Raw genomic sequence first — 11606 nt, forward strand, 5'->3', positions numbered from 1 at the left:
GGGGCGGGCAGGGGCCGCGAGCCCGCACAGGCGCCGAGGCACAGGACGAGCAGCGGATAGATGAAGTGTCGGCACCGCACCGGGAGCACCTCCATCCGCGGCGGGAAGGGGCGCGCGGGCGGACATTCTCCATGACTGGCGCCAGGGCCGCGAGCAGGTCGCGGCCCCACCTTCACGTCAGGCGTTGAGGACGGGGTAGGCGGCCAGCAGCTCCAGGAGCGCGGGGCCGTACAGCCGCACCCGCTTCTCCCCGAAGTAGGGCACCTGCGTCAGCGCCTCCACGTCCTTCGGGGGCTGCGAGGCCAGCGCGTCCATCAGCGGATTGGTCAGCACCACGCTGGGCGTCACCTTGCGCTCGGTGGCCTTCTCCACGCGGAAGGTCTTGAGGGCCTCCTCGCGCTTGCGCTTGTTGGCGTCCTTGGGGCCCTTGGCTTCGCGCTCCGGCGCCAGCTCACCCCGGCGCGACTTCTCCAGCAGTTCGCGCACCACGGCCAGGAGCTCCTCTCCGTGAGAGCGGATGAAGGAGCCCCGCACGCCGGCCATGCGCGCCAGCTCCTTGGGGTTGGTGGGCAGCTTCACCGCGATGTCACCCAGCGCCATGTTGGAGAGCATGCGCCCCATGGGGACGTTGTCCTTCTCCGCCCACTCCAGCCGCTTGCGGTGCAGGGCGTGGGCAATGGCGTGGGCCAGCGTCATCTGCGTGGGATTCAGCCCGGCGCGGGGCAGCTTGGGCTTGAAGTCAGCGCCCACGTCGGGGCGCGCCGCGGCCTCGTCACAGAGGCGGACGCAGTCCAGGAGGACCTCCTCCAGGATGTCGGCCTCGCGGCAGGCGTCGCGGACCTGGCGGCCCAGCTCGCACAGGTAGCGCACGTCATTGGCGATGTACTCCCGCATGCCCGGGGGCAGGGGGCGGATGGAGAAGTCCGACTGCTGGTGCTCCTTCGGCAGCTCCACGCCCAGCCGTTCCCGGGCGAGGTCGGCCAGACCCACCTTGGGCCACCCCAGCAGGGTGGCCGCCCGGTGGGTGTCGAAGAGGCCCTGCACTCGGACCCCCACCTCGGCGAGGAACTGGAGGTCGCCCTGGGCGGCGTGGAAGAACTTGGTGCGCGACGGGTCGGCCATCAGCGGGGCGAGCATGCCCGGCACCACGCCCGGCTGGAGCGTGTCCAACAGGAAGACCTGGTCGTCGGTGGCGAGCTGGAGGAAGCACAGCCGGGCGCGGAAGGCGTGCATCGAGTCCGCCTCCAGGTCCACTGCGATTTCACGCGCGGCTTCCAGCGTGCGGGTCGCGCGCTCTTCTCCTGAGGCATCTACTACGTCAACGGCACCTTGCGGGTAGGTCGGCATTGCGGGAGGCAGGCTAGCGGACCGGGCCTTGGGATTGAGGTGTTTTTTCCCGGGCCGCCGCTAGGATGGCCGCGCCGATGAACGACGTCCAGCGCCTGGAAAAGAGTCTGCTTGGCCACATGGGCCGAGCCATCGCGGACCACCGCCTCATTGAGGACGGGGACCGCATCATGGTGGGCGTGTCCGGAGGCAAGGACTCCTACACGATGCTGCACCTCCTGCGGGAGCTCCAGCGTCGCGCACCCGTGAAGTTCGAGTTGCTGGCGGTGAACCTGGACCAGGGCCACCCCGGCTTCCCGGCGGACAAGCTGGAGGCGTACTTTCAGCGCGAGGGCTACCCGTACAAGCTGCTGAAGGAGGACACCTACAGCATCGTCCTGGAGAAGACGCCTCCGGGGAAGACGCAGTGCTCGGTGTGCTCGCGCATGCGGCGCGGCATCCTCTACACGGCGGCGGTGGAGCTGGGGTGCACCAAGATTGCCCTGGGCCACCACCGCGACGACCTCATCCACACGCTGCTGCTCAACCTCTTCTTCGCCGGCTCCATCAAGGCGATGCCGCCCCTCTTGCGCAGCGACGACGGGCGCAACGTGGTCATCCGCCCGCTGTGCTACGCGCCGGAGAAGGACATCGCGAAGTTCGCGGAGTTGATGGCCTTCCCCATCATCCCGTGCGACTTGTGCGGCACGCAGGAGAACCTCCAGCGCAAGCGGATGCAGCGGCTGATGGAGGAGCTGGGCAAGGAGATTCCCAACGTCCGCCAGAGCGTCCTCAACGCCATGGCGAACGTGCGGCCGAGTCACCTGCTGGACAAGACGCTCAACCCCGACCCGCTGCACGCCAGCGAGGACGGGGCCACGACGACCGAACCGAAGGACACGCAAGGGAGCGCCAGCCCATGGCTCGAGAGCAGGCAGTGAAGGCGCGGAACGACCGCAACGGCGCACTGGTGGAGGCGATGCTGCTGGCCGCGATGGCCGACGGGCGCGTCTCGCAGCGGGAGATGCAGACGCTCCTCAGCCGCGTGCTGGAGCGCCCGGAGTTCGAGGGCACCCGCCCGGACGAGCTCAACGCCCTGGTGGAGACCAGCGCCGCGCGGCTGTCGGAGGCGAAGAACCTGGATGACGTGCTCGCGTCGCTGCGGCGCCGGCTGCCGGACCACAAGAACCGGATGCTGGCCTTCGGGCTGGCGGCGGCGGTGGCCCTGGCGGACCAGCGCGCCACGCGGGACGAGCTGGGCCTGCTCAAGACGTTCCAGGCCGCGCTGGGCATCTCCGAGGACGAGGTGGCGCAAATCATCGACGTCATCGAGAACGGCGGCAGCCTGGCGGAGGCGCTGGGCGAGCCGCTGGAGCGGCTGTTCGCGGAGGTCATGGTGCTGGTGAGCGCCGCGGACGGGAAGCTCCAGGAGGCCGAGGCCCGGGCGCTGGTGGAGAGCTTCGCGGCGGACCCCCTCTTCGAAAACGTCAGCCCCGAGCGCGCCCAGAGCTTCGTCAGTGAGTCCGTGACGGCCCTGGCCGCCGAGGGCCTGCCCCAGCGACTCCATGTGCTGGCCCACGGCCTGACGACGCACGCCCAGCGGGTGAAGGCCTTCCGGCTGGCCATCAAGATTGCCCACGCGGGGGGCGCCCCGAGCCATCCCGAGCAGCGAATCCTGGATATGCTCCAGGCCACCTTCGGCCTGGCTGACGATGAAGTGGCGCGACTGGGCAGGGAGGGGTAGTTAGGGGTTCGTATGACCCTGCAAGCCCCCTCGACGCCCCGGCATTCCTTCCGGTTCGGGCTGCCCCCCTCCCTGGGCAGCGAGACGGCGCGAGAGCGCGCGGACCGCCTGGCGTCGTTCCTCCAGCGCGCGCTGGGCAAGCTGGTGGAGGTGAGCGTCGCGTCCAGCTACGAGACGCTCGCCAAGGATTTGCTCTCCGGCCGCGCGGACGCGGCCTGGGCCCCGCCCTTCGTCTGCGCGCGCATGGAAGCCATGGGCGTGCGGGTGGTGGTGCGCGGCGTGCGCCGGGGCATGTCGTCCTACCGCTCCGCCCTGGTGTGCCGGGCGGGCGCGGGCCTGACGGTGGAGCGGCTGAAGGGCACCACCGCCTCCTGGGTGGACCGGGATTCGGTGGCGGGCTACCTGCTGCCCACCGCCTACCTCAAGACGCAGGGCCTGGAGCCGACGCGGGCCTTCTTCGCGCAGCACTTCGCGGGCTCGTACCAGGGCGCGCTGGAGTCGGTGCTGGACGGCAAGGCGGACGTCACCAGCGTCTTCTGCCCGCCGGCGTCCACGGGGCTGACGTTCGCCACCGGCGTGGAGGACGTGCTGGGCGCGGGCGCCGGACGGCGCTTCGAGCTGATTGCGTACACCGACGAGGCCCCCAACGACGGTGTCCCGGTGGCCATGGGGCTGCAGCCGCAGCTGGTGAGCTCGCTGGAGTCCACGCTGCTGAGCCTCCAGACGTCGCCGGATGGGCAGGCGCTGCTGAAGGACATCTTCAACGCGGAGCGCTTCGAGTCCGCGCCGCGCATGGGCTACCGCGCGCTGTACCGCGTGGCGCTGGCCAGCCTGTAAGCCGTGCCGCCAGGCGTCATCGTTTCGTGCCGCGCTTCCCGTGCGCGTTGGGGCAGGATGCGCGCATGTCCGAATCCAAGCGCTACGAGGGTGGTTGCCACTGTGGTCGGGTCCGTTACGACGTGAGCCTGGACCTGAGCCAGCCGCTGGTGTCCTGTAACTGTTCCATCTGCCACAAGACGGGCATGTTGCTGAGCTTCGCCCCCGCGGAGCAGTTCAACCTCCAGAAGGGGGCCGAGCACATCACCGACTACCAGTTCGGCAAGAAGAGCATCCACCACCTGTTCTGTGACACGTGTGGGGTCCGCTCCTTCGGCAAGGGCACGATGCCGGATGGCAAGGAGATGCGCGCCATCAACGTCCGCTGCCTGGACGGCATCGAGCTGGACGGCCTGCCGGTGATGAAGGTGGACGGAAAGAGCTTCTAGTCCGCGGGCTACTTGCCGCCGTCGCCCTGTCCGCCGGGGCCCTTCGGTGGAGGCCGCTTCGCCGGGGCGGCCTCCGTCGTCTGCGTCCGGGCGGGCTTCGCCGGGGCGGGCTTCGCTCCGGGCGCGGCGGCTGGCGGCCGGGCCGGGGCGGCGGGCCGCGGCTGACCGGCGTTCACGGGCGACGTAGCGGGGGAGGAGCCACCGCTGGCGCGAGCCGGAGGCCGGGGGGACTGGGCCCTCGCCGCCTGACGCGGGTCGAAGTTGATGATGGTGGGCTCGGTGGCGAAGCGGTCCTCTTCCAGCTCCTCCGCGTACATGTCCCGCATGAAGGCCGCCAGGTGCGCCGTCGTCGCGTGCAGCTTCTCCGTGAGGAGGAACTCCTCCAGCGCGAGTTGCAGCTCACCGGCCGTGGAGAAGCGCTCGTCCCGCTTGCGCGCCAGCGCCTTGAAGACGATGGCGTCCAGGGCCTTGGGAATCTCCGGCACCAGCTCCGACGGAGGGACAATCTTCGTCCCCACCACCGCCTTGAGCGTGGCCAGCTCCGTCTCGCGCTTGAAGAGGCGCTGCTGCGTCAGCAGCTCGTAGAACACCGTCCCCAGGCCGAACACGTCCGAGCGCGAGTCCAGGGGCTCACCGCGGGCCTGCTCCGGGGACATGTACGCGTGCTTGCCCTTGATGGTGCCGACAATCGTCTGGGACAGCTTCCCGGACGCCTTGGCCACGCCGAAGTCGATGAGCTTCACGCCGCCGTTGAAGCCCACCAGCACGTTCTGCGGGGACACGTCCCGGTGGATCAACGCCAGCTTCCGGCCCGAAGGGCTGCGCGCGTTGTGGGCCGCGTCCAGGCCCGCGGCGGCGTCCGCGATGATGCGGCACTTGAGCCCCAGCGGGATGGTGATGCCGTGCTGCTGGGCCCGGGCGCCCAGGGGCCCCACGGCCTCGCCATGCACGTACTCCATGGCGATGAAGTACTGCCCGTCCACGTCTCCCAAGTCGTAGATTTGCGCGATGTTGGGGTGGTTGAGGTGCGCGGCGATGCGCCCCTCGTCCAGGAACATGTCGATGAACTCGTCGTCCTCGGACAGGTGGGGCAGGAGCCGCTTCACCACCAGCAGCTTCTGGAACCCCACCGGCCCCTTCTGCCGGGCGAGGTAGACGGCGCCCATGCCGCCGATGGCGAGTTTCCGAAGCAGCTCGTAGCGGCCGAATGTTTCCACGACGTCCGCCACGATAGCCGCGCCGGGCGGGAACACGGAAGTCCACGGTGCATCATTTCCTGTAACACCGCACTTCCCTGTCTTGCCCGGGGTGCCCCGGACCTCCCTGCCGGGCCTACGGGACCGCGCAGAGGCTGCGGTAGCGGATCTCCACCGACTGGCCGGCCAGGGGGACGGCCCCGGGCTGGAAGACGATGGCGTTCTGCTCCGCGTCGTAGACCCACTGCGTCGCGGGCACCGGCTGGCCTTGGACGCGCACGCCCATCTCCCCCAGGCCCGTGGGCGTCGCGGTGAGCGGGAAGTCCGCCTGCGGCTCCCCGGCGCCCTGGATGACCTGGTCCAGCAGCCCGCCGTAGTTCTGTCCGCAGATGTTGGCCACCTGTCCCCCCGTGCCGTGGGCCACGGCGGTGAAGCGGGCCGAGCCACTGCCCGCGGTCGCGCAGCCGGCGTCGGTGGGCACCAGCCCGTAGAGCCGGCTGCGGTGGGACATGCCCGTCCCCTTCAGCGTCTGGAGGAACTGGATGTAGCTCTCCGGACCGAAGCCGGAGTTGTCGTCCTCGTCGGCCAGGACCACGACCGCCATGCGGGCCGCCGCGCGGACGAAGCCGGAGTTGCCGTCATTGGCTTGTGGGGTGCGCGGGTCATCCATCTGTTCGGACAGCGGCGCGGAGAGTGCCTGGCGCATCGTCTCCAGGCCCTGCACCAGGTTGTGGCACATGCCCACGCCCAGGTTGGCCTGGATGTCCGCGGCCGCGGTGGCGCTGGAGCCGGACACCGCGCGGGGCCGGCTACCGTCCACCGGGAAGAGGCGCCCGGCCTCGCCGCCGTTGGCGCCGCCGCCGCACTGCGGACCCCGGGCCACCAGGCCCGTGCTGGTGACGCCCACGCGCACGTCCACGCCGTTCGTCTGGGCCGCCTGCAGCCACTGCGGAATCGCCTCCTTCAGCCGGTCCTGGTACTGCTGCATGGTGGTGGTGTTGGACACCACGAAGAGGACGTCCAGTTGGCTGTCGGCGCCCTGCGTGTAGCGGTCCACCTGGATGCCCTCGTGGTTCGTCTCCGCCAGCAGCGGCACGAGCAAGGGTGAAGGCTCATTGGGTGTGCGCACGTACAGCGGGCTGAAGTGCTGGCCGTGCACGTTGCGCGCGTAGCCGACCTCCAGCTCGAAGCCCGCGCCCGGCGCCAGCGTGACGGGCGCCGGCATGGGCATCACCAGCGAGAACTGGTTGCTGGTGCCGTTGCCGATGTCCGCGCCCGTCACCGTGACGGGGCTGCTGCACCGGTTGGCCACGTAGGTCTTCCGGGGCGCCGCGGCGCAGTCGTAGCGGATGGGGCCGAAGTCCACGAAGGACGGCGTCGCCACCAGGCAGCTCTGCCGGGACACGCCCTTGAGGGGCAGGCGCACCACGGGCGCGGCCGGGTTGCTCACCGTCAACTGCAACTCGCCGGTGAAGTCCCCCTCCGCCTGCGGCCGGAAGGCCACCATGGCGCTGAAGCCCGCGTCGTATGGCACCACGCCACCCGTGAGCCGGCCGCCCGGCATGAAGAAGACGCCGCCGCCGTCGTTGCTGATGTGGATGTTCTTCACGGCGCACTCGGCGCTGCCCGGGTTGCGGAAATAGAAGCCCAGCACCGCGCCCCGGCCCGGCGTCACGTTGCCGAAGTCCATCACCGGCTGCGGCGTCAACTCGTACACGCACGGCGCGGTGGGGCGCGAGCGGCCGGTGAGGATGATTTCGCGCTCCGGGTTGAACAGGTCATCCGAGCGCACGCGCAGCGCGGCCGTCCACGTGCCCGCCGCGGTGGGCTCGAAGTAGACCTTCAGCTCCAGCGCGTCGGGGCCGGGGGCAATGGGCAGCCCGGGCGTCGCCTCCAGCACGGGCCAGACGCCGCCGCTCCACGGATAGGCCTCGGTGCCGCGCGTGGGCACGTCCACGCTGAACTGCGGACTGTCGCCGCCCGCCGCCACGCCGATGAAGTGGAGGGGGCCGTTGGTGCCCGCGTTGGAGATGCGGATGACGCGCTCCACCTTGCCGCCCACCGGCACCTCGCCGAAGTCCAGCGTCACCGGCGTCACCGCCAGCGTGGGCCGGCCGCCGCGCGCGTCCAGAATCACCTGGGAATTGCGCGCCTTGTCGGACGTGTAGTGCACCGTGAGGTCGCCCACGTTGGGACCGGAGAAGCGCGCCGCGAACTCCATCTGCATCTCGACGACCTCGCCCGGGCCGACGGAGGAGCCCTCCGGCCGGGAAAGCGGCACGAAGGCATGGTCGCTGGTCACCAGCCGCTCGATGGTGACGGGGCGCCAGGTGATGTTGCGCGCGCGTGTGTATGACTGCGTGCGCTCATGCACCGGAATCAAATCGAAGGGGACGGGCGCCGGGTCGAACACGAAGGCGGAGGCCACCGAGCTGCCCTTCAGTTCCACGGTGGATGGCGTGCAGCCCTCACAGGAGAGAATCTCCATGCGCGCGCCCATGTTCCCCAGCGTGCGGGGCAGGTACCTGGTGCTCACCTTTCGCGACGACAGCGGGGGGATGGTGACGGTGTCCGGGGCGAAGGGGTCCGGGTGCGTGCCCACCACCGTCAGTGTCAGCGGCAGGTCCACGGGATTCGTCACCGTGACCTCCAGCGTGCGCTCGCTGTCCACCTCGAGCGTCTCGTAGTCCAGGAAGGGCGGCTCCACGCCGATGGGGGTGGGCGTGCCGATGCCCATCACCTGCACCTGGGCTTCCGCGCCCTGGTTGGCGTCCGTCTTGACGTGCACCGTCTCCGTCGCCAGGCCTTCGGTGAGCGGGTGGAAGCGGACGTGCACCACGTGGGACTCGCCCGGCAGCACCCGCTCGGAGCCTTCGCCCAGCTCCACTTCATAGGAGGGGTTGTTGGCCAGGCCCAGCGCGTCCAGGGCGGAGAAGGGCACGTACCCGACGTTGCGGATGCGGACCTCCCGCTCCCGCCACTCACCCACGGGCACATCACCAAAGTCGAGGAGGTCCGTGTCCACCACCGCGGTGGCCTGCACCGCGCGGGTCTCCTTCCCCTCGTGGCACGCCGTCCCGATGGTTACGAGCAACGCCAGTGTGAGCCCACGCCCTGTCAGCCCCATCCTCATTTCCCGCTCCCCACCCTTCTCCCCACACCCACCGGCCCGTGCCCGGTGCGTGATCCGCCCCCTGCTCCTCCATCAATTTACGTACCAACCCAGGGAGCGAGGGGGCGTCTCCCTGATTTCAGGTGGTTGGCGTGATGTGGGTGTCATCCAGTGGGCAAAGAGGAAGGGCGATACTCTGGAGGGTGAAAGACTTTCCCGTCCTTCCGGCGGTGAGGAAGTGTGGGTGGGTGTCAGCGGATGAAGCGGATGAGCGCCTCCGCGACCATTTCGGGCTGCTCCATGTGGACGTGGTGCCCGCCAGGGAGGTGCAGCGGCGGATGGGCGAGGGTTTGGAGCGCCTGCGTACGGTTGTGCATGAGGGCTTCATCGTGGCGCAGCCCGCCGGTGGCGAGGATGAGCTGCAGCGGGCAGGTGACGCCGGCCTGGAGCGCCATCCACTGGGCCTCGTCATAGCCCATGCCGAAGCGGCGGCGGTGGCGCGGGTCGAAGGTGAAGGCGAAGCCGCCCTCGCAGGGCTCCGTCCCGTGCCGGGCGAGGTACAGCGCCGCGTCCTGCGTCAGCGTGGGGCTGTTCTCCAGCAGCCGCGCCGCGGCGGCCTCCACGGTGGGGTAGCGCTTGCGGTTGGGCGGGCGGCGCGCGTCATCCAGTGCGCTGCGCAGCCGGGCCAGGGCCCCTTCCGCGGGCCCGCCAGCGGGACCCAGGCTTTCGATGAGCGTCACGCTCTTCACACGCCCCGGGCGGGCGGCGGCGTAGGCCTGTGAGACGATGCCGCCCAGCGAGTGCCCCACCAGGTGCACCACGTCCAGGCCCAGCCCGTCCAACGTGGCCTCCACGTCGAGCGCGTAGTCGCTGAACTGGTAGGTGGCGCCGTGCCCCACGTGGGCGCTGCGGCCCATGCCCCGAAAGTCGAGCAGCACCAGCCGCCACGTTCGGGGCAGGTGCGGGATGAGGGCATCGAAGCTGTGGGAATGGTCCAACCAGCCATGCAGGAACAGCACGGCGGGCCCGTCGGGCGCGGAGCGCTGCCGGACATGCAGCGCCAGGCCTTCGGCATCAACAGAGAGGGATTCGAGCGCGTCGGACACGGGAGCCTCCTGCCCCGTGCCTTACCCGGTTCACGCGCCCGGGAGAACCGTCATCCTCGCCCGGACGCGGCGCGTGTTCAGCGGGGTCCAGCGGGTTGTCGCGGCGGCCCGCCCGTGTCGGGCCGGGAGAGAATCATCGCGAGCTGGCGCGCCTGATTCTCGGTGGCGCAGCGGTACTCCTGCTGCTTGCCGTTGTCCTTCTCGATACGGAGAACCCAGACATCGTTTTCCTTCGTAACATTCGCCTGCTGGGACATGTGGCGGTTCCTCCCCGCCGCGGGGAAGAGCATGTTTCATGCCGCACAGGAGAGTGGCCTCAAAGGCCCGAATTTCCGGCACTGCACCGCTCCAACGCTGGAGCGGGGTGACAAAAATTGTGCACAGTTGCGACAATTTTGGCCGGAAAGCCTCGCATAGATTGCGTAGTGCCCCAGGGCGGGTCTGTCTTTACCCTGTTACAACCCGAGGTGTCAGGTGTCCTGGGCGTCAGGCCATTCCCAGGCGGAGCGGTAGCCGCCGTGGGTCTGGGTCCCCTCGACGAAGCGGGCATAGAAGGGATGCCCGCTGAGCGTGGCGGAGTCGCCCACGACGAAGAGGTGACGGCGGGCGCGGGTGAGGGCCACGTTCATGCGGCGCAGGTCCGTGAGGAAGCCGAGCTGCCCTTCGCTGTTGGAGCGGGTGAGGGAGACGATGATGGCGTCCTTCTCCCGGCCCTGGAACGCGTCGACGGTGTCGACCTCCACCTCGGGGCTGAGCGCCTCGATGCGCTCGCGGAGCTGATGGGCCTGGGCGCTGTAGGGCGTAATCACCGCCAGCTCGCGGGGGGCCAGTCCGGCGGCGAGCAGGGCGCGCACGCGGGCTTCCACCAGTCCCGCCTCGCCGGGGTTGAAGAGGCTTCGCGTGGTGGGCTCGACTTCTTCGTCGAAGCCCTTGCCCGCGGTGTCCAGGTAGAGCACGGGGGGCGCATCCACGTCCGCGCCAGGCGTGAGGACGGCGTCGAGCGTGCGGTCCGCGATGGACGGATGGGCGCGAAGCTCGCCGCCGTACATCTCCCTTGAGGGGAAGTCCATGATGCGCGCGTTCATCCGGTACTGCTCGCGCAGCATGCGTTTGACGCCCTCGCCGTGGTCCTTGAGCAAGCGCTCGAAGAGGCTCACCCCCAGGCCCGCCTTCGCGGCCTCCTGGGAGAGGACGGTGGGCGGTAGCTGCTGCGGGTCGCCAGCGAGGATGACGCGGGGCGCGCGCAGGAAGCCCAGCAGCGCCAGGGGCTCGGTGGCCTGGGTGGCTTCATCGAGCAGCGCCAGGTCGAACTGCTGCCCAGCGAGCACGCCGGAGTCGAGGCTGGAGAGCGTCACGCAGATGACGTCCGCGTTGGCGAGCACGGACTTCACGGCCTTTCGCTCCAGGGCGCGGGCCTCGTCGAGCATGCCCTTGGCTTCGGTGGTGGACGCGCGGGCGTTGGCGAAGCGCTCGCGGCTGCGGCCCTGGTTTCGCTGGCGGCGCGCGTAGCCCAGCAGGGAGTAGGCCTCGTCGAAGAGGTCGCGGGAGACGGCGCGGTCCGGGTGGGACTCCACGACGATGTCCAGGGTGTGCTCCTGGAGCCGGGCGGCCACGCGGGCGGGGTGGCCCACGCGGATGGCGCGCAGGCCCTTGTCCAGGCACAAGTCCAACAGGTGGTCCACGGCGGCGTTGCTGGCGGCGGTGCAGAGCAGGCGCTTTCCATCCGCCACGGCCTGGGCGGCGACCTCGGCCAGCACGGTGGACTTGCCGGTGCCCGGAGGGCCGTGGACCAGGAAGAAGTCCTCGGCGGCGAGCGCGCGGGCGGTGGCGTCCTGCTGTTCGGCTGTCTCTTATACA

At 70.0% G+C, this 11606-nt stretch carries 9 protein-coding genes and 1 pseudogene; 4 read left to right on the forward strand and 6 right to left on the reverse strand.

Features of this window, described 5'->3' with window-relative positions:
- Positions 1–177: 177 nt before the first annotated feature.
- A complete protein-coding gene (locus tag HNV26_RS34975) occupies positions 178–1347 on the reverse strand; it encodes a ribonuclease D (RefSeq protein WP_171445542.1) in 1170 nt (389 codons plus the stop codon).
- Between the two features lie 65 nt (positions 1348–1412).
- Here HNV26_RS34975 and ttcA point away from each other — a divergent pair, with 65 nt between their 5' ends.
- The 4 genes from ttcA (at position 1413) to HNV26_RS34995 (ending at position 4335) form a co-directional block, all read left to right on the forward strand.
- Positions 1413–2267: a tRNA 2-thiocytidine(32) synthetase TtcA gene (gene ttcA, locus HNV26_RS34980; protein WP_171445543.1), complete on the forward strand. Its 855-nt coding sequence runs from the start codon at positions 1413–1415 to the stop codon at positions 2265–2267.
- Entirely contained in the window at positions 2246–3070 is an 825-nt protein-coding gene (locus tag HNV26_RS34985) for a TerB family tellurite resistance protein (protein ID WP_141592749.1), read from the forward strand. Before ttcA ends, HNV26_RS34985 begins: the two co-directional genes overlap by 22 nt.
- A gap of 12 nt (positions 3071–3082) precedes the next feature.
- Positions 3083–3907 carry a phosphate/phosphite/phosphonate ABC transporter substrate-binding protein gene (locus HNV26_RS34990; RefSeq protein ID WP_171445544.1) on the forward strand — a complete coding sequence of 275 codons (825 nt, stop codon included), beginning with the start codon at positions 3083–3085 and terminating at the stop codon, positions 3905–3907.
- Between the two features lie 65 nt (positions 3908–3972).
- Positions 3973–4335, forward strand: a complete 363-nt coding sequence (locus HNV26_RS34995) for a GFA family protein (protein WP_171445545.1) — start codon at positions 3973–3975, stop codon at positions 4333–4335.
- A gap of 8 nt (positions 4336–4343) precedes the next feature.
- Here the strand turns inward: HNV26_RS34995 and HNV26_RS35000 are convergent, their stop codons facing one another.
- From HNV26_RS35000 to HNV26_RS39435, 5 genes and pseudogenes are all read right to left on the reverse strand, one after another.
- Entirely contained in the window at positions 4344–5588 is a 1245-nt protein-coding gene (locus HNV26_RS35000) for a serine/threonine protein kinase (RefSeq protein WP_171452977.1), read from the reverse strand.
- 79 nt (positions 5589–5667) lie between these two features.
- Positions 5668–8664: a choice-of-anchor D domain-containing protein gene (locus HNV26_RS35005; RefSeq protein WP_171445449.1), complete on the reverse strand. Its 2997-nt coding sequence runs from the start codon at positions 8662–8664 to the stop codon at positions 5668–5670.
- Positions 8665–8894: 230 nt separating this feature from the next.
- Positions 8895–9749, reverse strand: a complete 855-nt coding sequence (locus HNV26_RS35010; protein ID WP_171445448.1) for an alpha/beta fold hydrolase — start codon at positions 9747–9749, stop codon at positions 8895–8897.
- Positions 9750–9826: 77 nt separating this feature from the next.
- Positions 9827–10006 (reverse strand): hypothetical protein, encoded by a 180-nt coding sequence (locus tag HNV26_RS35015; RefSeq protein ID WP_225888111.1) that lies wholly within the window; start codon positions 10004–10006, stop codon positions 9827–9829.
- A 213-nt stretch (positions 10007–10219) separates the two neighbouring features.
- Positions 10220–11590, reverse strand: a pseudogene (locus HNV26_RS39435) (AAA domain-containing protein); the annotation flags it as partial.
- Positions 11591–11606: the final 16 nt, after the last annotated feature.

Source organism: Myxococcus xanthus, from assembly GCF_013116825.1.
Classification (GTDB): domain Bacteria; phylum Myxococcota; class Myxococcia; order Myxococcales; family Myxococcaceae; genus Myxococcus; species Myxococcus xanthus_B.

Excerpts from the sequence above, each read along its gene's own strand:
- HNV26_RS34975 (WP_171445542.1), bottom strand. The coding sequence starts at position 1,347 with ATGCCGACCTACCCGCAAGGTGCCGTTGACGTAGTAGATGCCTCAGGA.
- ttcA (WP_171445543.1), top strand. The coding sequence starts at position 1,413 with ATGGCCGCGCCGATGAACGACGTCCAGCGCCTGGAAAAGAGTCTGCTT.
- HNV26_RS34985 (WP_141592749.1), top strand. The coding sequence starts at position 2,246 with ATGGCTCGAGAGCAGGCAGTGAAGGCGCGGAACGACCGCAACGGCGCA.
- HNV26_RS34990 (WP_171445544.1), top strand. The coding sequence starts at position 3,083 with ATGACCCTGCAAGCCCCCTCGACGCCCCGGCATTCCTTCCGGTTCGGG.
- HNV26_RS34995 (WP_171445545.1), top strand. The coding sequence starts at position 3,973 with ATGTCCGAATCCAAGCGCTACGAGGGTGGTTGCCACTGTGGTCGGGTC.
- HNV26_RS35005 (WP_171445449.1), bottom strand. The coding sequence starts at position 8,664 with ATGAGGATGGGGCTGACAGGGCGTGGGCTCACACTGGCGTTGCTCGTA.
- HNV26_RS35015 (WP_225888111.1), bottom strand. The coding sequence starts at position 10,006 with ATGTCCCAGCAGGCGAATGTTACGAAGGAAAACGATGTCTGGGTTCTC.